Genomic DNA, 18,771 nt, shown 5'->3' on the forward strand with positions numbered 1-18,771 from the left:
TCGAAATATCCAGGCCAATCACGGTAGCTACGCAATTCATGATGGATTCTCCGTCTCAGGCGGGTTTGACGCCGCTGTTCACCCGACTCGACCGAGTATGCCGAAGCGTCTGGGGTGGGTGGAGTCCATTACATTACGTTTTTTTCCGTTTTCTGCGACGCCCCCGGGCTTGCCTCACGCCGTTGAATAGCGACCGGCCCGCAGATGTCGTTAGGATGACGACTCAACTCCCGCTGAGGGCTTTCGGCACCGGATACCGTTCGCCGTCGTATTCCATGGTGACGTTGGGCCGCCTCGACGTGCTTTCCTTGCTTGCACAGTCATTACGCGTTGGCTTGTTCGTTGTCGTCACGGTTTTCTCGCTGACGACGAGTTTTGCATAGCCCTCTTTGCCGGCCGGGCCGACAGAGATCGCACGCGAGGTGTCGGAAAAGCTGCCCGCACAATTCCCATCCCATTCGCCGCCTCCCGTCTGCGTCGCCAGATTGTCGACGACCTTGCGCAGCGTCGCGCCGTCGATTACATACAGGCTCAACGCCGATTGTGAGAACGGATTGACGCGCGACGAGCCTTCGAAGTTGGCCCGCACGCCAAACGCCAGCACTTGCGCTGCCAGCCGCCAGGGGGCCGTGTCGAGCGAAATGCTGCGCAATCTGACAGCGTCGGAAACCAGCGCGGATGTCTCGAAGCGATGGGCGACGATTTTTCCTGTCTGGCTGTCGGTCACCAGCACATCCACGTCATACATCTGGTCGTCGTCGGTGCCGCCTTTCTGTGGCAGGGGCAATGCCGCTAACGTGAGTGCCGGGTTCGCGGGCCAGACCTTGCAACTGGCGAGGTCGGCGTCGAGCGTGCGGCCTGGGTGCAAGGTCTTCGTCCACCCATCAAGGCGACCGCGGCAATCCGCTTGCGCCAGCAGCGGCAGGCAGAGGACGGCGCACACGGCGAGAACTTTCATCGAGTCATTCTCCACATTCGAATCGACACCCGCGCGATGCCGCGACGGCGTGTCCCTGCTGCCGTTTCAGGCGGTCAGCGAGTGCTGGCCTGCGCCACGCGTTGTGAGATATGCGCGAGGGCTTCGTCTACCTGATCGATGAGGATCAGGCACAAGTCGCCCGGTTGCAGACGTGCGAGTGCGGTGTCGATGGCCACGAACTCGCCGTGAATCTCATCGACATGGCTCGCACGCCGCGCACCGACCAGACCTTCGCGCAGCAGTCGCAGCACTTCGCCGTCTTCGCGGCCGCGCTGACATTGGTCCTGATACAGCAGCACGTCGTCGAACGCGTCACCGAGGATCTGCGTCTGACGGCGAATGTCGTCGTCACGACGGTCTCCCGCCCCTGAAATCACCACGGAACGGCGACGTGCAGGCATCGTTTCCACTGCCTGTGTGAGCGCGGCAATGGCGTCCGGATTGTGACCGTAGTCGGCAATTACGGTGGCGCCCTTGTAGTCGAACACGTTGAAGCGGCCCGGCGCGGTGCCTGCGTCGTTCACGAACGTGGCCAGCCCGGCGCGGATCGTTACCGGATCGATATTTAGTGCCCAGGCTGCACCGATGGCAGCCATCGCGTTCTCGACCTGAAAGCCGATGGCGCCCCCGCGCGTGAGCGGAATCGCGGCCAGTGCGTAGCGCGTCTCTTCGCTGCCGCGCGCCGTCACGATGTTGCCGCCGTCGACATAGACCACACGTTTGCCCGTTGCGCGATGTGTGGCGAGCACCGGGTGCGAGGCGTCCCGCGCGAAGAACGTGACGTCGCCCGGGCAGGCGTCGGCCATGCGCGCGACCATCGGATCGGCGGCGTTGAGCACCGCCATGCCGCGCGGCGCCACGTTGCGCACGATCACGCTCTTGAGCACGGCAAGATCTTCCACCGTGTTGATGTACGACAGGCCGAGGTGGTCGCCCATGCCGATGTTCGTTACCACGGCAACATCGCAACGGTCATAAGCCAGACCCTCGCGCAGCAAGCCGCCGCGCGCGGTTTCGAACACCGCCGCATCTACGTCCGGGTGCATCAGCACGTTGCGCGCGCTGCGCGGGCCGCTACAGTCGCCCGTGTCGATACGCTGGCCGCTGATATAGATGCCGTCGGTGCCGGTCATGCCCACGCGCAGCCCCTGCTGGGCGATGAGGTGGGCAATCAGACGAACCGTGGTCGTCTTGCCGTTCGTGCCGGAGACCGCCACGACCGGGATGCGCCCGTCGTCGCCGTCTTCGAACATCGTCGAGACGATGGCTTCGCCGACCGCACGGCCCTTGCCGTACGACGGTTGAAGGTGCATGCGCAGGCCCGGCGCGGCGTTGACTTCCACAATGCCACCGGCCTGATCTTCGAACGGCTTGATGACGGTCTCGCACACCGCGTCGACACCGGCAATGTCCAGCCCCACTTGCTGGGCGGCCGCGACGGCGCGGGCTGCAATTTCCGGATGAACGTCGTCGGTCACATCGGTGGCCGAGCCGCCGGTCGACAGATTGGCGTTGTTGCGCAACACGACACGCGCACCGGCTTCCGGCACGGAGTCGGCGCTCAATCCTTGCTTGGCGAGCGTGGCGAGCGCGATGTCGTCGAAACGAATCTTGGTAAGCGACGTGGCATGGCCCTCACCACGGCGCGGGTCGGCGTTCACCGTCTCGACCAGTTGGCGAACGGTGTGCACGCCGTCGCCAGTGACTTGCGGCGGATCGCGACGCGCCGCCGCCACCAGCTTGTTGCCGATCACGAGCAGACGGAAGTCGTGGCCCGGAATGTAGCGCTCGATGATGACGTCGCGGCTGATGTCCTGCGCGACCTCGAAGGCCTTCTCGATTTCTTCGCGCGTGCGCAGACGCACGGCCACGCCCTTGCCCTGATTGCCATCACGCGGCTTGACCACGACCGGTGCGTCGATTTCCTGCACCAGCTTCCATGCATCTTCGACATTGCGCACCGTACCGCCCAGCGGCACCGGCACACCGGCGGCGTGCAGCAGGGTCTTGGTCAGGTCCTTGTCCTGCGCAATCGACTCGGCCACGGCCGACGTGCGGTCGGTCTCGGCAGCCTGAATGCGGCGCTGTTTGCTGCCCCAGCCGAATTGCACCATCGAGCCTTCGGTCAGACGGCGGTACGGAATGCCGCGCGCGACGGCGGCGTACACGATCGAACCGGTCGACGGGCCCAGACGCACGTCTTCATCCAGATCGCGAAGACGATAGAGGGCGTCGGCAAGATCGAACGGACCGTCTTCAAGGGCGGCGTTGATCAGTTGTTGCGCCAACTCGAAGGCAAGGCGGCCGACCGGCTCTTCGCTGTACTGCACCACGACCTGGAACGTGCCCGGCTCGATGGTCTGCGTCGTTTGGCTGAACGTCACCGGGCAGCCGGCCGCCGCTTGCAGTTGCAGCGCGGTGGTGGCGAGGGCGTCGGCCAGCGATGCCGGACGCTCTTCGGCATCGGGCGTGAGCGCATGCAGCGCGGGAAAGCGTGCGCGCAGACGGGCCTCGAAACCGGCCAGATTGCCGATCGAATATTCCAGATCGGTGCACGTCACGATGGCCTCGATGGCCGTGTGACGGCTCCAGAGGTTCGGCCCACGCAATGCGCGGATACGGGAGACTTCCATAAATTGCAATCCCTGTCTGTCCACTTCGCGTCCCTATATATAGCGGATGGTTGGCGAGAAAAACGACTGTGGCTTGGGTATTCGGCGCTATCTATATATAGGGTGGGCGGCGGCAGAGATCTCTGCACGCCGCCACTCGCGGCCGACTCGACTCAGGCAGCCAGCGCGCGCATCGGCTGGCCCATCCACTGATGCACGAGGTCGAGCATGGCGGTGGCACCGCCTTCATCGGCCTGTAACACCAGCAGATCGCCGCTCACGAGTTGAGCCAGTGCCGCTTCGGCGGCAGCACGACGCCCGGCGGCATCCGTGACCTGCACTTTGCGGCCGGCCGCGTCGATGCCCGCGCGCAGTTGCGCACGCGACTCGGCCAGCGGGCGTTTGCGCCCGACGCTCAGGTCGTCGCACAGCACCACACGGTCGAACGTTTGCGCCAGCAGCTTGCCTTCGGCCTGCAAGTCTTCGTCCATACGGTCGACGCCCGGGCCGTACACCGCGATGCGACGCTCGGCAGGCAGCTTGGCCAAGGCTGCCGCAAGGGCCGTCAGGGCGGGGGCGTTGTGCGCGTCGTCGACGATGACCGTCGCGCCTTGCTTTTCGAACAGCGTGAAGCGGCCCGGCGCGTCGACCTGACCGACGTCGAAGGTGGTCACACCGGTGCGCAGCACGTCGAGGGCGACCCCCATCGACCAGGCGGCAGCCACGGCGGCGAGCACATTCTCGATCTGGAAGTCGACGCGGCCAGCGTAGGTCAGCGGCATGTTGGCGGTGGCGCCGACGCTGCTTTCTTCCGAGCCGGTGGCCAGCACGACCTGGCCGTTGCGTACGAAGACCACGCGCTTGCCTGCGGCGCGATGCGCCACGATGGCCGGCAGGTGTTCGTCCAGACCGAAGAAGATCACGTCGCCATCGCACAGTTCGGCCATTTCGACGACGAGCGGATCGCGGGCATTGAGCACGGCCACGCCATCGGACAGGACCACGTCGATTTGTGTGCGCATCACGCTGAACATACGGTCGACGTCTTCGACGAAATACTGGCCCAGATGGTCCGGGCGGTCGATGTTCGTCACGATGCCGACCTGGCAGCGGTCGTAGGCAAGGCCTTCGGAGAGGATGGCGGTGTTGTCGTTCTCGAAGACGGCCGCCGTTACGCTGGCATTCATCAGCACGCGGTGCGCGGCGTCCCAATTCGCGCGGTCGCCGTTTTGTACCAGACGCTTGTCGAGGAACAGGCCGTCGCTGCAAGCCAGGCCGGTGTGTTCGCCCGCCAGTTGCAACAGATGCGTGAGCAGACGCGCCGTGACAGTCTTGCCGTTGGTGCCGGTGATGCCGACAATCGGAATACGCCCAGTGTCGCCATCGGGGAACAGATGGTCGACGATGGCGCGACCGACCGGACGCGGCGTGCCATCGGCCGGCTTCAGGTGCATGAGCAGGCCAGGACCGGCGTTGACTTCGACGATGGCGCCACGTTGTTCCGCCAGCGGACGGGAAATGTCTTCGGCGACCAGATCGACACCGGCGATGTCCAGACCCACGATGCGCGCGGCCAGCGACGCATGCGCGGCCACGCTCGGGTGCACGCGGTCGGTCACGTCGAAGGCGACGTTGCCGTTGCGCTGGATCAGAACGTTCTTGCCTTCGGGCGGCACGGCATCGGCGTCGAAACCTTGACGCTTGAGTTCGAGACGCGCCGACGAATCGATGCGCACGCGGTTCAGCGGCTGATCTTCGGCGCTGCCGCGACGCGGATCGCTGTTGATCTGTAGTTCGATGAGTTCCAAGACGGTGTGCTTGCCGTCGCCAACCACCGAGGCCGTTTCGCCCATGGCGGCGGCCACGACACGCCCACCCACCACCAGCAGGCGGTGCTCGAGTCCCGACACGAAGCGCTCGACGATCACGCCGTTGCCTTCTTCGAGCGCCACTTCGAATGCCGTGGTGACTTCGTCTCGTGTGGTGAGATTGATGAACACGCCGCGACCATGGTTGCCGTCATATGGCTTGACGACGACCGGCAGGCCGATGTCTTGCGCGGCGTCCCATGCATCTTCGGCGCTCTCGACCAGACGGCCCTCCGGTACGGGCACGCCGCACGACTCGAGTAGTTGCTTGGTCAGATCCTTGTCGCGCGAGATGCTCTCGGCGATGGCAGGGGTGCGGTCGGTCTCGGCAGTCCAGATGCGACGGGCGGCGGCGCCGTAACCCAGTTGCACCAGATTGCCGTCGGACAGGCGGATATGAGGGATGTCGCGGTCGTCGGCGGCGTCGACGATGCATGCCGTGCTCGGGCCGAGACAATGTTTGTCGACCAGGCCACGCAAGTTTTCGACAGCGGCTCCCACGTCGTAGGGGCGGTTTTCGATGGCGGCCATGACCAGGTCGCGGGCGGCAAACAGGGCCGCGCGGGTCACGTCTTCGTGCCAGGCGCGCACGATCACCTTATAGACACCGGTGATCGGGGTTTCTCGTGCCTTGCCGAAACCGCCGGGCATGCCGGCGAGGTTTTGCAGCTCGAGCGTGACGTGCTCGAGAATGTGGCCGGGCCACGTACCTTCACGCAGGCGCTGGAGGAAGCCGCCGCGCTCGCCGATACTGCAGCGGTGCTCGATGAGGGAGGGCAGCCACTCGGACAGCCGCTCTGGGAACCCCGGGATCTTGTTGGACGGGAACTCCTCGAGTTCGCCGATATCGACCCATGCCTCGAGCACCGGCCGATATGTCCACATATTCGGGCCGCGCAGCGACAGGACATCGAAAATCTCAATGTCTTTCTTTTTCATTCTTAAGGCTAATTCACGCGTCAGGGCTGGGTTCGGAGAAGCCGGCGAGGCCGATTTCAGGCGGCACAGCCGGTCGCGCTCTTACAGTTAACTGGTTACTTAACGTAAAAATCCGTAAACGGTTGACCGTCGCAACAATATTTCCATGCTGCACCGTGTCATCGGGGAACTCCGCGCCGCAAAAGGCATCGCTGTGGTTATACTTGCGGCAATTTCGCGGACTGACAGGGAAAGTCCGCCTCGTTTTTCTTCGTTTGCCTCGATGTCCGCCCCTTGAGGACACGTCTGCCGCAGCAATGACCGACACCTCCGCTTCTGCGGCATCTTCTGCCGCCACCCCGACAACATCGTCCGAGAGCAGCCCTTCCGGCGCCTCCGGCGGCGCTGCTTCTGCGTTATCCGTTTCCGCTCGAAATGCCGCTGCCGAACCCTGGTATGCGGATGTTGCCGCACAACTGGCCGACGGCGAGACCGTACTGGCCTGGCTGACGGTCGATCTCGACGCTCAACTGCACTTCGCCCGTGGCGTGGTGGTCGCCACCGAGCGCCGGCTGCTGGCGCGCGAGGCGCGTCGTGACGCGCAAGGCAGTGACACCGACTGGCAGTCGTGGCCGTATCGCGCCGACCTGTCGCTGACGCACTCCGATCACGCGGGCGTTGGCTCGCTGGAGTTGTGCGATGCCCGCGAGAAGCTTGCCTGCTGGCGCTATACCCTTGGCCGCAACCCGGCGGCGCTCATGCTGATGGATGCCGTCGCGCGCCAGCGCGAGGCGCTCGTGGCGGGGCACACCGTCAGTCATGAGCGGGACGTGGCGGGCACATGCCCGATCTGTCAGGCCGAACTGCCGCCCGGCACCGACGAGTGCCCGCAATGCAACCCGGAGGCGGAAACCCCATCGTCGACATGGGCATTGCTGCGTTTGTGGCGTTTCGCCCGTCCGTATCGTTTTCAGTTGCTTGCCGGTTTCCTGCTCACGCTGTGCGCCACGGGCGCGACGTTGATCCCGCCGTATCTGACGATGCCGCTCATGGACAACGTGCTGATTCCGTTCCAGAACGGCCAACCCATCGATTACCACCTGGTGGGAATGTATCTGTCGGGTCTGTTGGGGGCGGGGCTCGTAGCCTGGACGCTGGGCTGGGCGCGTACGTATCTGCTGGCGAAGGTGTCGGAGCGTATCGGCGCCGATCTGCGCACGGCCACTTACTCGCACCTGCTGCGGCTGTCGCTCGAGTACTTCGGCGGCAAGCGCACGGGCGACCTGATGGCGCGCATCGGTTCGGAGAGCGACCGCATCTGCGTGTTCCTGTCGCTGCACTTGCTCGACTTCGCCACCGACGTGCTGATGATTATCATGACGGCGGTCATTCTCGTGTCGATCAACCCGTGGCTGGCCGTGGTCACGCTGGTGCCGCTGCCGTTCATTGCCTGGCTGATTCACCTGGTGCGCGATCGCCTGCGTCATGGCTTCGAGAAGGTCGACCGGATCTGGGCGGAAATTACCAATGTGCTCGCCGACACGATTCCGGGCATTCGCGTGGTGAAGGCGTTTGCGCAGGAGAACCGCGAGGTCGCGCGCTTCAAGGAAGCCAACCGGCATAACCTCGTGGTCAACGACCGCGTGAACAAGGTGTGGTCGTTGTTCTCGCCGACTGTGACGTTCCTGACCGAAGTCGGCCTGCTGGTGGTCTGGATATTCGGCATCTGGCAGATCTCCAAGCATGAGATCACGGTCGGTGTGCTTGCCGCGTTCCTGACCTACATCAGCCGCTTCTATACCCGTCTCGATTCGATGAGTCGCATCGTGTCGGTCACGCAGAAAGCCGCCGCAGGCGCCAAGCGCATCTTCGACGTGCTCGATCACGTCTCGAACGTACCGGAGCCGGTCAACCCGGTGCATCTGAAGGAAGTGAAGGGCGCCATCGACCTGCGCGACATCGGTTTCCGTTATGGCAACCGTTCGGTGATTCGCGGCATGGATCTGCGCATCGCGCCGGGCGAGATGATCGGTCTGGTCGGTCACAGCGGGTCGGGCAAGAGCACGCTCGTTAACTTGATCTGCCGCTTCTACGACGTGGCCGAAGGTTCGATCCAGATCGATGGCGTGGATATTCGCGCGCTGCCGGTCTCCGACTTCCGTCGCAACGTGGGTCTGGTGCTGCAGGAGCCGTTCCTGTTCTTCGGCACGATTGCCGACAATATCGCGTACGGCAAGCCGGAGGCAACGCGCGCCGAGATCGTGGCGGCTGCCCGCGCGGCGCACGCCCACGAGTTCATTCTGCGTCTGCCGCACGGTTACGATTCGTTGGTTGGCGAGCGCGGACAGGCGCTCTCGGGCGGTGAGCGTCAACGCATCTCCATTGCGCGTGCGTTGCTGATCGACCCGCGCATCCTGATTCTCGACGAGGCAACGTCCTCGGTCGATACCGCCACCGAGAAGGAAATTCAGAAGGCGCTCGATAACCTCGTCAAGGGCCGCACGACGATTGCCATCGCGCACCGGTTGTCGACGCTGCGCAAGGCCGACCGGCTTGTGGTGCTCGATCGCGGCAAGATCGTCGAGGTGGGGAACCACGACGAACTGATCGCTCGCGAAGGCGCGTACTACAAGCTTTATCAGGCGCAACAGCGCAATGTCGATACGGATATCGATGCGGTTGCCGAGTCGGCCGAAGCCGCCGCCACGGTCGCTGCGGTGAGCGCCGCGCCGGCCCAGCCGCTATCCGTCAACTGAACGTTTGCGAAGACACTCATGCAGATCGATTTCACTTTGTCGCGCAACGCCTTTGGCCGTCTGGTGCTCACAGATGCCGGCGGCATCGCCCACGAAGGCGTGGTGCCCGTGCGGGCGTTTCCGATTGCCGCGCCCGACGATGGCCTCGCACTCGTGAGCATGGAAGGGCGCGAGCTGGTTTGGCTCGATTCGCTCGACGTGCTGCCTGCCGCCATGCGCACGCTGGTGCGCGAAGAACTTGCCGCACGCGAATTCATGCCCGAGGTGCAGCGCATCGTGGGCGTATCGACGTATGCCACGCCGAGTACCTGGACCGTCGAGACGAACCGGGGCGAAGTGTCGTTCGTCTTGCGCGGTGAAGAAGACATCCGGCGTCTCGGTGGTCAGACGTTGCTCATCTCCGATAGTCACGGTATTCAGTTCCTGATTCGCGACGCCGCCAAGCTCGACAAGCCGAGCCGGAAGATTCTCGACCGCTTTCTCTGACACGATTCGTGCGACGGAACTTCGCCGGACCTCGTAGCACTGGTAAAATCGCTCTTTTGCTTTTTGCGGTGATGCCCGATGTGGTTCAAGAATCTCCAGTTGCACAGAATTCCTGCCGGTTGGTCCATGAGCGTCGCGCAAATGGAAGAGGCGCTCGAGAAGCACGCCTTCCGCGAGGGCGGCAGCCTTGAAATGCAAGTGCAGGGCTGGGCGCCGCCGCGTGAGGGCGGCGAACTCGTGCACAGCATCAATCGTCAGTTCCTGCTGGCCTATCGTGCCGAGAAGAAGCTGCTGCCGTCGACCGTCGTCAATCAGGTCACGCGCGCCAAGGCTGTCGAACTCGAAGAGCAGCAAGGCTTCAAGCCGGGCCGCAAGCAGATGAAGGAACTCAAGGAGCAGGTGACCGACGAGTTGCTGCCGCGGGCGTTCGGCATTCGCCGCGACACGCGGGTGTGGATCGATCCGGTCAATCGCTGGCTGGTGATCGATGCGGCGTCGCCCGCCAAGGCCGATGAAGTGCGCAGCCTGCTCCTCAAGACGCTCGACATCACGCTCGAGAACGTGGAACTCAACGAAGCCCCGGTGTCGGTGATGACGTCGTGGCTTGCCGGGAACGACGCGCCGGGCGGTTTTACCGTCGATCAGGACGTGGAACTGCGCTCGAACACCGACGAGAAGGCCGCCGTGCGTTACGTGCGCCACCCGCTCGACGGGGCGGATGTGCGCCAGCACATTGAAGCGGGCAAGCGCTGCACCAAGCTCGCGATGACGTGGAACGACCGCATCTCGTTCGTGCTGACCGACGCGTTCGTGATCAAGCGCGTGACGCCGCTCGACATCATCAAGGACGCGGCCGATCCGACGGCCGAAGGCGAGGCCGAGAAGTTCGACGCCGACGTCGCCCTGATGACCGGCGAACTCGCTCGCATGCTCGACGATCTGATCGAAGCCGTGGGCGGTGAGCGTCAGATGGATAAGGCCGCCTGACGCGACGCGTTTGTAAGTCGCTACAAGGCAAACGCCGCGATACCTCAAGGGTGTTGCGGCGTTTTTGCGTTTGGTGCGTCGTTACCTCACGACTGCGCGCGCGCTGCGGCTGGGTCCAGTAGATAGATGCCGTGCGAGAGTGCCTGCCTGACCTGACGTGTGCCTTCGTCGACGGACACTTCCTCTTCGCCGGCTTCGATGGCCTCAAAGGCCTGACGTACCACATCGGACGGAGCGCTCTTCTGCGCATCGAAGTCTCGCGTGAGGTCGGTGTCGATGTAGCCCGCGTGCAGGCCCACCACCTGCGTTTGCTGTTCGCGCAACGCCTGACGCAGACCATTGGTCAGCGACCACGCGGCCGACTTGGTGATCGAGTATTCGGGAAGCACGCTCGAACTGATCCAACTCACAATCGACAGCACATTGAGCAGGGCGCCGCCGCCATTGCGTCCCAGCGTGCCGGCAAACGCCTGCGACATGGCCAGCACGCCGAACAGGTTCGTCTCCAGCGTCTCGCGCAGTGTCTCGGCCGAGCCCGTGTGAGTCAAACCCTGCGTGACACGGGCAATGCCTGCGTTGTTGATGAGCAGCGTGACGTCGCCGGCCAGCAAGGCTGCGGCCGCCACGTCTTCCGGATTGTTGACGTCCAGCTTGACCGGGATAACGCCCGGCAGCGTCACCTTGGACGGATCGCGGGACCCTGCGTACACCTTCTTCGCGCCACGGTCGAGCGCCTGTTTCGCAAACTCCAGTCCCAGGCCACGGTTGGCGCCCGTGACGAATACGACGGCATCTTTGATCTTCATTTCAGAACTCCAGCAAGGGATGAGGCCGCGCCACTTATGGAACCAGCGTGCGGTTTGGGCTATACTGCACGACAATTGTGATCGCAATCGTCATGAGTTGATGGATTGTGACAAGCTGGGTGCTGTTGTGTCAATGGTGATCGACATTGTCTTTTTCGATGACGGTGGTAGCCGCGATTGCGCAGGCGGACATCGGGAGTAGCAAATGGGTATTTCCAGAGAGCAGGCCGCAGAAAACCGCGAGGCGATCGTTGCGGCGGCCGAGCGGTTGTTTCGCGCGCATGGCGTCGACGCCGTGGGGCTGACGGCGCTCATGAAGGCGGCTGGCTTCACGCAAGGCGGCTTCTACAACCACTTCAAGTCGAAGGACGCACTTGTCGCGGCCGTGATGGCGCGCGCAGTGGCGGCCAGCGAAGGGGCGCTGGCGGGCGGCGATGCGGCATCGGAGGTGGCGCTTTCACTCGGAGAGCGCGCCGAGCGGTATCTGTCGACGGCCCATCGGGATGACGTTGCGTGCGGCTGTCCGATGGCGGGATTTGCGGGAGACGCCCCGCGCATCGGCGACGAGGCGCAGGCGTGCTACGCGAAAGGGCTGTCGGACATGATTGCCCGAATGACGGCGGCGGGTGTCGAGCAGGGGGTGAGTCCGGCGCAAGCGGCGCAGTTCGCGATGGCGCGCTTCGCGCAGATGGTCGGCACGCTCGTGCTTTCGCGCGCGGTCGTGAGCGCGGACCCTGCGCTGGCGGACGCGCTGTTGGCCGCCGGGCGCCAGGCGCTCAGCGGGAATCCTGCCAGCGACTGAACGTGCGGCCGTGCGGTGAGGGCGTATCGTCAGCGTTGCGGCCAGCGCCACGTCGTGCGCAACGCATCGCGCAGAAAATCCACGAACGCTCGCGTGCGCGGCGCGAGGTGCCGGCTATGCGGATACACGGCATGGAGCGGCGACGCCGGGATTTGCAGCGACGGCAGCACGCGCACAAGGCGGCCCGCGTCAATATCGTCTCCGACATCCCAGATGGACTTCTGCGTGATGCCTGCGCCGTGCAGCGCCAGTTCGTGGGCGGTGTCGCCATCGTCGACGACATAGGTATCGCGGACTTGAATCCGCAACGTTTCGGATTGCCATACAAATCGCCAGTCGCCGTGTGGGGCGTGGCCGAACAGAATGCAGTCGTGCTGTAGCAGATCGCCCGCGTCCTGTGGCGTGCCGCGCCGTGCCAGGTAATCCGGGGACGCCACCAGTACGCGGTAGTTCGGCGCCAGTTCCTGGGCGACGAGGCTGGAGTCGGGCAGGGTGCCCACGCGGATGGCAACGTCGATACCGTGCGCGACCAAATCGACCCAGAGATCGCTCAGTTCGAGGTGCACCTTCAGATCGGGATGCCGTTCGCGAAACGCGATCAGCAGCGGGGCGAGGTGGCGGCGTCCGAACGCGCGCGGGGCGCTGATCCGAAGCACGCCGCCGACGGTGCCCGCCTGACGCGTCATCAGCCGCTCGGTTTCACGGATCTCCGCCAGAATGCGCTGGCAGCACGCGTGAAATACCTGTCCTTCCTCCGTTAAAGCCTGCTTGCGCGTGGTGCGGTTGAGCAGGCGCACGCCGAGGCGCTGCTCGAGCAGCCCAAGCCGTTTGCTCACGACGGCGAGCGAGAGCCCCAGCTCACGCGCGGCAGCCGACATGCTGCCCGTGGCAACCACCCGGTCGAAGAGGGTGAGGTCCAGCGTCTGGTCGATCATTACGGTTTTATTCTCAATAATTTGAAGAGAGTCATTCAGTTTTTTGAGGGATTATCGTTCGTTGCGGCGAGGATCACAATGGCACTGTGACATCGCGAGCCGGTGCTAGCTCTCGGCGGCCGGGCGTACATCGATGTCGTATTTCCTTCATTGTCCCGATCATTTTCTGGAGCCTCATCATGTTCAATTTCGAAGGTCAGCGCGTGTTGGTCATTGGCGGCAGTTCCGGCATTGGCCGTGCCGCAGCACAGGCATTCGCCAAGGCCGGCGCAGCGGTGACGATCGCCTCGAGACACCAGGCCAAGCTCGACGAAGCGCTCGCCACCGTCGGCACGACCGCTCGCGCCGTTGTGCTCGACACGGAAGACGTGGCCGCCGTCGAACGATTCTTCGCCGATCACGCCCCGTGGCAGCATGTGGTCGTCTCTGCCGCGCAAACGCCGACCGGGCAAGTCCGCAAGCTGCCGCTGGAAGACGCGCACGCCGCTTTCGACAGTAAGTTCTGGGGCACGTATCACGTTGCGCGATATGCAAGAATCGAAGCGGGCGGCTCGCTCACGCTGACGTCGGGCTATCTGAGCGTACGTCCGAGCACGGCGTCGGTCGTGCAGGGTGCGATCAACGCGGCGGTCGAAGCGCTGGGTCGCGGGCTGGCGCTGGAACTGTCCCCGGTGCGCGTGAACACGGTGTCGCCGGGCCTGACGGTGACGCCGTTGTGGAACAAGCTGGCAGAGGCGGATCGCGAAGCGATGTATCGCAACGCGGCCGAGCGCTTGCCGGCGCGCCGTGTGGTGGCTGCGGAAGACGTCGCCAACACGATTCTCTATCTGGCCGGCACACCGAGTGCGACCGGCAGCACTGTGCTGATCGATGCAGGCGGCGCGATCGCCTGACGTTCACCGTTCTGGAGACTGACTCATGAATATCGATCTGAAGGAAAAGGTAGCGCTGGTGACGGCGTCGACGGCAGGCATCGGTTTCGCCATTGCCCGCGGGCTGGCGGCAGCAGGGGCAACGACGCTGATCAACGGGCGTTCGAAAGAGAGGGTGGACGCCGCCGTCGCAAAGCTGCGCGAGGCCCTGCCTGACGCTCAGGTGCGCGGTATCGCTGCGGATCTGGCGACGGCCGAGGGCTGCGACGTGCTCGTGTCCGCCGTGCCCGACGTCGACATTCTCGTGAACAACGCGGGCATCTTTGGCCCGCAGGACTTCTTCGAGGTTCCAGACGAGGTGTGGCAACACTTTTACGACGTCAATGTTCTGTCGGGCGTGCGGCTCTCGCGCGCCTATTTGCCCGGCATGGCAGATCGCGGCTGGGGGCGTGTGATCTTCATTTCGTCGGAGTCCGCACTGAATATTCCCGAGGACATGATTCACTACGGTATGACGAAGACGGCGCAACTGGCCGTGTCGCGCGGTCTGGCCAAGCGCATGCGCGGCACGGGCGTGACGGTCAACGCCGTGCTGCCGGGCCCGACGCTCTCGGATGGCATGATCGAGATGCTTCACCAAGCGGGCCTTCCCGCGAATGCCGACATGACGCAGGCGGCCGCCGAGTTCGTGCGCGAAAACCGCCCCAGTTCGATTATTGGACGGGCGGCCACCACGACGGAAGTGGCGAACATGGTGGTTTATGTTGCATCGCCGCAAGCATCGGCCACAACCGGGGCGGCGCTGCGTGTCGATGGCGGAGTGGTCGACTCGCTCTGAAGTGACGCTCAGATGGCCGGCCGCCCGACCAGCGTCGGGTAGCCGTCATCGCCGTGTCAGGTCGGAAATGTTGCGCTGCGGGAACGCTTCGGCACCAACAGTGCAGACATCTTGATGTAACGCAAACGCCGTATACCCGAAGTACTTTCGGGTACCTATTTCGATAGGGATTGCCTAGAATTAAGACGTGCCATCCCGCCATGTCGAAGTTAGGAGGCCACTATGCTGACCGGGAGCTTGATTGCAATGTTGGTGATTGTGCTGGTCGTCGGTGCTGCCGTCGCCTGGCGGGTGGATCGCAACTGGTGCCGGGAGCACCCGTCGGCGCGCCACACGTGGCGCCGTCAGCGTCGTGACATCCGGCATAGTTGAATCTCGCTGGACCGATCGGGGAACATTCCCCCGCAAATGAAAAGCCCGCCTTCCGGCGGGCTTTTTGTTAATACAGACACCTCAACAGCAGGCTGGGCGCTCAGGCAACTGCCTGAAGGACATACTTGCCCTGGACAGTCAGGCGCGGGGACTTCTCACCCGAGGCCAACTCTTCCCACTCGATCAGTTTGCTTTCAAGCAGCGATTCGAGATCCGGGCGATTATGCTCCACTTGCTCAGGAGCGTCCTTGACCAGCATCAGGGTGGCAAATTCATGATGACTCAGCATCTTCGTCTCCCGGTTTGCGGTTCCACAGGGGGGTCCCTCGTCAGGGAATTTAAGGATAGGTCACGAATATGGCACTTGCGCGACAAAATTCGGACTTTCGATGCTGCTTCGCAGCATTTTTCTTTTGGACTTCCTCACTGCCAGCATAAGCTTTCGTGATGACATTGAGATGTCAATCGTCTTGCATTTTCATACGCCGAAAACGTATTCAAAATGCACAATTTGTTGCGGTACGGCAATGGTGATATTTGTGCAAATCGCCGCTTCATCCCGCTTATTTGCGGTTTGCTCGCATGCAAGGGGCGGTAGAATGCCCAATTTGCCAGCAATTCGCGCACAACAACCTGACATGCCGCAAAAGAAAACGCCGTACTTCGAGTTACGCAGCGGTGCTGTAGATACCCTGCATTTCGTTGTCAAGACGCCGCAACTGGACACGCTGCGCACTGAATTGGCGCAACGCTTCGAGGCGACCCCGGAGTTCTTTGCAGGCGACACGGTCGCCATTGACGTTCGGCGTCTGGCCAGCGACGAGCGGGTTGCCGTGCCCGCGCTAGCCGAAATGCTGGCCGAATTCCGTATGAAGCCGATCGGCGTGGTTGCCAACAGCGAGCAAACCGATTGGGCCGTGGTAGGGGGGCTGCCTCGGCTGGACAGTCACGAACGCCGCGTCTCGCGCGCGCCGCGCGAGAGCGGGGCAGTGCCCGAGCCGGCCGTGGAGCCCGCCGAAACGGCACCTGACACCGGCGCCATTGCCTCGACCATCATCGACAAGCCGTTGCGTTCGGGCCAGCAAGTCTACGCAAAAGGCGATCTGATCATCCTCGATTTGGTCAGTTACGGGGCCGAGGTGATCGCGGAAGGTAATATTCACATTTACGCGCCGCTACGGGGGCGGGCGCTGGCAGGGGTGAAGGGCAAGCTCGATGCGCGCATCTTCTGTACCTGCCTGGAGCCCGAGCTGATTTCCATCGCCGGTATCTACCGGACTGGCGAGTATGCGCTGCCGCCCGATGTGCAGGGGCGTTCGGTGCAGGTGCGGCTGGTAGACGACAAACTGATTTTCGAGCCCCTCGGGCTCAAATGATTCTTAGCTAAATTCATCCTCAAGTTTGGGAAGGCATCGACAGATGGCAAAAGTGATTGTGGTGACCTCTGGCAAGGGTGGTGTCGGTAAGACGACGACCAGCGCCAGCTTTTCCGCCGGCCTCGCCTTGCAGGGGCACAAGACGGCAGTCATCGATTTTGACGTCGGCCTGCGCAATCTCGATCTCATCATGGGTTGCGAGCGCCGCGTCGTGTACGACCTGATCAACGTGATTCAGGGCGAAGCAAACCTCAACCAGGCGCTTATCAAAGACAAGGCCTGCGATAACCTGTTCATCCTGCCCGCCTCGCAGACGCGTGACAAAGAAGCACTCACGCAAGCGGGTGTCGAGAAGGTCATCAAGGACCTGGCCGACATGGGCTTCGAATACATCGTGTGCGACTCGCCGGCCGGTATCGAGTCGGGCGCATTGCTTGCAATGCATTTCGCCGACGAAGCGCTCGTGGTCACGAACCCCGAAGTGTCGTCGGTGCGCGATTCGGACCGCATTCTGGGTATTCTCTCGTCGAAGACGAAGCGCGCGATCGAAGGCGGCGAACCGATCAAGGAGCACCTGCTCATTACCCGTTACAACCCGAAACGTGTCAACGACGGGCAGATGCTGTCGCTCGAGGACATCCAGGAAATCCTGCGAATCAAGCTCATCGGCGTGATTCCGGAGTCGGAGTCGGTGTTGCACGCTTCTAATCAGGGCACGCCGGCGATTCATCTCGACGGTACCGATGTGGCCGACGCCTATCGCGATGTGGTGAGCCGATTCAAGGGCGAAGACAAGCCCATGCGCTTTACCGACTATCAAAAGCCGGGGTTGTTACAGCGCATCTTCGGCTCGAAGTAAGGAGCGCCTATGTCCTTCCTGTCTTTCCTCCTGGGGGAGAAGAAAAAGACCGCCGCCGTTGCCAAAGAGCGCCTGCAGATCATTCTGGCGCACGAACGCGCGGGCTCGTCGCCGCCTGCAGACTATCTGCCGGCCCTGCAACGCGAGCTGGTCGCCGTCATCTCCAAGTACGTCAAAATCGCACAAGACGACATCAAGGTCAGCGTCGAGCATCAGGACAACCTGGAAGTGCTCGAAGTGAAGATCGAACTGCCGCAGACCTGAACGGTCGGGGCAGGCCGGCACCGGCGAGACATCGCGGGTGCCGGCGGATGATGTTCGGCTAAGCGAAAGCCCGCCACCCTTGGCGCAGGATGGCGGGCTTTCGTCGTGCCTGTGCCGCTTACGCGCGCGGGTCGCAGGCGCACCTCGCGTCAGAATTTGTAGTCGGGACTCTTGGGATCAAAGGTCGCGTCGGTCCATTGCTGCTTGCGCACTTTCTCGAAGCGCATCTCTTCGACCTTCTGTCCCGTCGCGTCCCAGGCTTCGATGCCGCGCGGGCGTCCCGTCTTGAGATCGATCAGTACACGCGATTTGTTGGCGTAGTGCTGAGGCGGGCCGGACGAGGCATCCCACTCCAGTGCCACCATGCGCACGCCATTCGCTTCGGAAACCGAAATTCTCGCGGGTTTCTCGGGCAGTCCGGCGGCGCGGAAGCTGCGGCCGTCATGGGCAATCTGTTCCGCAATGAACGCGAAGCCGAGAATGCCGCCGAGATGGCCATACGTCTCCTTCGGGCGCTTCGTCTCGTCGTAGATGATTTCCTGCCCCGAGTGGGCGCCGTCGGGCAGCCACTTTGCGTAGATCTGCAATGGCTTTTCGCGAATCTTCACGAGCACGCGGTCGGGCGTTGTCTGCCACTGGTTATTGATGCGCTCGTGGCGCGTCAGCTCATATTGGTACTCGGGCAACGCGGCCGACTCGGCTTTCAGAAACCGGACGAGGGCGTCGGCCTGAAGCGCCTGCATGCGCGCAACGATCTCGTCGTCGCTCAACTTTGCCAACTCACCACTCTTGATCGCGTGCGACAGCCATTGCGCTTGCGCAGCGACGGGCAGGGCGGCCAGTCTGGACACGTCGACGTCGACGTCGGCCGGCGATGCCGCGTTGCTTGTCGCATTTGCGCCGGGCGTAGCGGGTGTCGAGGCACCTGTGAGGGTATTGGTCTGGGCCACGGCATCGCGCGTGCTCAGTGCGCCCGCAACGAGCGCCACGGGTAGTAGCGCGAACGCCAGTGCGGCACGCCGCATCGTGGTCGTTGGCAGG

General features: G+C 63.3%; 17 protein-coding genes. 10 read left to right on the forward strand and 7 right to left on the reverse strand.

Annotated elements, in window-relative coordinates:
• Positions 1-223 precede the first annotated feature (223 nt).
• The 3 genes from PHO31112_RS17540 to cphA (PHO31112_RS17550) form a co-directional block, all read right to left on the reverse strand.
• A complete protein-coding gene (locus PHO31112_RS17540) occupies positions 224-958 on the reverse strand; it encodes a PA3715 family protein (protein WP_150621656.1) in 735 nt (244 codons plus the stop codon).
• A gap of 74 nt (positions 959-1,032) precedes the next feature.
• A complete protein-coding gene (gene cphA / locus PHO31112_RS17545; protein ID WP_150621657.1) occupies positions 1,033-3,612 on the reverse strand; it encodes a cyanophycin synthetase in 2,580 nt (859 codons plus the stop codon).
• 152 nt (positions 3,613-3,764) lie between these two features.
• Positions 3,765-6,398, reverse strand: a complete 2,634-nt coding sequence (gene cphA / locus PHO31112_RS17550; protein WP_150621658.1) for a cyanophycin synthetase — start codon at positions 6,396-6,398, stop codon at positions 3,765-3,767.
• 296 nt (positions 6,399-6,694) lie between these two features.
• On the opposite strand from cphA (PHO31112_RS17550), the gene PHO31112_RS17555 reads away from it, so the two are divergent.
• From PHO31112_RS17555 to PHO31112_RS17565, 3 genes are all read left to right on the forward strand, one after another.
• The gene (locus PHO31112_RS17555; RefSeq protein ID WP_246178332.1) at positions 6,695-9,133 is read left to right on the forward strand and encodes a cyanophycin metabolism-associated ABC transporter; all 2,439 of its coding nucleotides are present in this window, start codon (positions 6,695-6,697) and stop codon (positions 9,131-9,133) included.
• 18 nt (positions 9,134-9,151) lie between these two features.
• Positions 9,152-9,619: a cyanophycin metabolism-associated DUF1854 family protein gene (locus PHO31112_RS17560; protein WP_150621659.1), complete on the forward strand. Its 468-nt coding sequence runs from the start codon at positions 9,152-9,154 to the stop codon at positions 9,617-9,619.
• A gap of 78 nt (positions 9,620-9,697) precedes the next feature.
• Positions 9,698-10,606 (forward strand): recombination-associated protein RdgC, encoded by a 909-nt coding sequence (locus PHO31112_RS17565; RefSeq protein ID WP_150621660.1) that lies wholly within the window; start codon positions 9,698-9,700, stop codon positions 10,604-10,606.
• 86 nt (positions 10,607-10,692) lie between these two features.
• Here the strand turns inward: PHO31112_RS17565 and PHO31112_RS17570 are convergent, their stop codons facing one another.
• Entirely contained in the window at positions 10,693-11,412 is a 720-nt protein-coding gene (locus tag PHO31112_RS17570) for an SDR family oxidoreductase (RefSeq protein WP_150621661.1), read from the reverse strand.
• A gap of 205 nt (positions 11,413-11,617) precedes the next feature.
• Between PHO31112_RS17570 and PHO31112_RS17575 the strand changes: the two genes are divergently transcribed.
• Positions 11,618-12,214, forward strand: a complete 597-nt coding sequence (locus tag PHO31112_RS17575; RefSeq protein ID WP_150621662.1) for a TetR/AcrR family transcriptional regulator — start codon at positions 11,618-11,620, stop codon at positions 12,212-12,214.
• A 29-nt stretch (positions 12,215-12,243) separates the two neighbouring features.
• Here PHO31112_RS17575 and PHO31112_RS17580 read toward each other — a convergent pair whose 3' ends face one another.
• Positions 12,244-13,149, reverse strand: a complete 906-nt coding sequence (locus PHO31112_RS17580; protein ID WP_150621663.1) for a LysR family transcriptional regulator — start codon at positions 13,147-13,149, stop codon at positions 12,244-12,246.
• A gap of 179 nt (positions 13,150-13,328) precedes the next feature.
• On the opposite strand from PHO31112_RS17580, the gene PHO31112_RS17585 reads away from it, so the two are divergent.
• The 3 genes from PHO31112_RS17585 (at position 13,329) to PHO31112_RS27200 (ending at position 15,231) form a co-directional block, all read left to right on the forward strand.
• Positions 13,329-14,042, forward strand: coding sequence for an SDR family oxidoreductase (locus PHO31112_RS17585; RefSeq protein WP_150621664.1), 714 nt, complete (start codon positions 13,329-13,331; stop codon positions 14,040-14,042).
• A gap of 25 nt (positions 14,043-14,067) precedes the next feature.
• On the forward strand, positions 14,068-14,859 hold the full coding sequence (locus PHO31112_RS17590) for an SDR family NAD(P)-dependent oxidoreductase (RefSeq protein ID WP_150621665.1): 792 nt from the start codon (positions 14,068-14,070) through the stop codon (positions 14,857-14,859).
• 222 nt (positions 14,860-15,081) lie between these two features.
• Positions 15,082-15,231, forward strand: coding sequence for a hypothetical protein (locus tag PHO31112_RS27200; protein WP_174995769.1), 150 nt, complete (start codon positions 15,082-15,084; stop codon positions 15,229-15,231).
• A gap of 100 nt (positions 15,232-15,331) precedes the next feature.
• On the opposite strand, the gene PHO31112_RS17595 is transcribed toward PHO31112_RS27200, so the two are convergent.
• Positions 15,332-15,520 carry a hypothetical protein gene (locus tag PHO31112_RS17595; RefSeq protein ID WP_010808105.1) on the reverse strand — a complete coding sequence of 63 codons (189 nt, stop codon included), beginning with the start codon at positions 15,518-15,520 and terminating at the stop codon, positions 15,332-15,334.
• Between the two features lie 349 nt (positions 15,521-15,869).
• Between PHO31112_RS17595 and minC the strand changes: the two genes are divergently transcribed.
• Genes minC through minE form a run of 3 tightly spaced genes read left to right on the forward strand, consistent with a single transcriptional unit; the run spans position 15,870 to position 17,730 of the window.
• Complete coding sequence (gene minC / locus PHO31112_RS17600; protein WP_150621825.1) at positions 15,870-16,607, forward strand: septum site-determining protein MinC; 738 nt, start codon at positions 15,870-15,872, stop codon at positions 16,605-16,607.
• A 43-nt stretch (positions 16,608-16,650) separates the two neighbouring features.
• A complete protein-coding gene (minD, locus tag PHO31112_RS17605) occupies positions 16,651-17,466 on the forward strand; it encodes a septum site-determining protein MinD (RefSeq protein ID WP_150621666.1) in 816 nt (271 codons plus the stop codon).
• Positions 17,467-17,475: 9 nt separating this feature from the next.
• Positions 17,476-17,730: a cell division topological specificity factor MinE gene (minE, locus tag PHO31112_RS17610; protein ID WP_010808102.1), complete on the forward strand. Its 255-nt coding sequence runs from the start codon at positions 17,476-17,478 to the stop codon at positions 17,728-17,730.
• 149 nt (positions 17,731-17,879) lie between these two features.
• On the opposite strand, the gene PHO31112_RS28055 is transcribed toward minE, so the two are convergent.
• A complete protein-coding gene (locus PHO31112_RS28055) occupies positions 17,880-18,755 on the reverse strand; it encodes a DUF1571 domain-containing protein (protein WP_150621826.1) in 876 nt (291 codons plus the stop codon).
• Positions 18,756-18,771 lie beyond the last annotated feature (16 nt).

This window comes from Pandoraea horticolens (assembly GCF_902459555.1).
GTDB classification, from domain to species: domain Bacteria; phylum Pseudomonadota; class Gammaproteobacteria; order Burkholderiales; family Burkholderiaceae; genus Pandoraea; species Pandoraea horticolens.

Excerpts from the sequence above, each read along its gene's own strand:
- PHO31112_RS17555 (WP_246178332.1), top strand. The coding sequence starts at position 6,695 with ATGACCGACACCTCCGCTTCTGCGGCATCTTCTGCCGCCACCCCGACA.
- minD (WP_150621666.1), top strand. The coding sequence starts at position 16,651 with ATGGCAAAAGTGATTGTGGTGACCTCTGGCAAGGGTGGTGTCGGTAAG.
- PHO31112_RS17570 (WP_150621661.1), bottom strand. The coding sequence starts at position 11,412 with ATGAAGATCAAAGATGCCGTCGTATTCGTCACGGGCGCCAACCGTGGC.
- PHO31112_RS28055 (WP_150621826.1), bottom strand. The coding sequence starts at position 18,755 with ATGCGGCGTGCCGCACTGGCGTTCGCGCTACTACCCGTGGCGCTCGTT.
- PHO31112_RS17575 (WP_150621662.1), top strand. The coding sequence starts at position 11,618 with ATGGGTATTTCCAGAGAGCAGGCCGCAGAAAACCGCGAGGCGATCGTT.
- PHO31112_RS17540 (WP_150621656.1), bottom strand. The coding sequence starts at position 958 with ATGAAAGTTCTCGCCGTGTGCGCCGTCCTCTGCCTGCCGCTGCTGGCG.
- PHO31112_RS17565 (WP_150621660.1), top strand. The coding sequence starts at position 9,698 with ATGTGGTTCAAGAATCTCCAGTTGCACAGAATTCCTGCCGGTTGGTCC.
- PHO31112_RS27200 (WP_174995769.1), top strand. The coding sequence starts at position 15,082 with ATGCTGACCGGGAGCTTGATTGCAATGTTGGTGATTGTGCTGGTCGTC.
- PHO31112_RS17595 (WP_010808105.1), bottom strand. The coding sequence starts at position 15,520 with ATGCTGAGTCATCATGAATTTGCCACCCTGATGCTGGTCAAGGACGCT.
- PHO31112_RS17590 (WP_150621665.1), top strand. The coding sequence starts at position 14,068 with ATGAATATCGATCTGAAGGAAAAGGTAGCGCTGGTGACGGCGTCGACG.
- PHO31112_RS17560 (WP_150621659.1), top strand. The coding sequence starts at position 9,152 with ATGCAGATCGATTTCACTTTGTCGCGCAACGCCTTTGGCCGTCTGGTG.
- PHO31112_RS17580 (WP_150621663.1), bottom strand. The coding sequence starts at position 13,149 with ATGATCGACCAGACGCTGGACCTCACCCTCTTCGACCGGGTGGTTGCC.
- minC (WP_150621825.1), top strand. The coding sequence starts at position 15,870 with ATGCCGCAAAAGAAAACGCCGTACTTCGAGTTACGCAGCGGTGCTGTA.
- minE (WP_010808102.1), top strand. The coding sequence starts at position 17,476 with ATGTCCTTCCTGTCTTTCCTCCTGGGGGAGAAGAAAAAGACCGCCGCC.
- PHO31112_RS17585 (WP_150621664.1), top strand. The coding sequence starts at position 13,329 with ATGTTCAATTTCGAAGGTCAGCGCGTGTTGGTCATTGGCGGCAGTTCC.
- cphA (WP_150621658.1), bottom strand. The coding sequence starts at position 6,398 with ATGAAAAAGAAAGACATTGAGATTTTCGATGTCCTGTCGCTGCGCGGC.
- cphA (WP_150621657.1), bottom strand. The coding sequence starts at position 3,612 with ATGGAAGTCTCCCGTATCCGCGCATTGCGTGGGCCGAACCTCTGGAGC.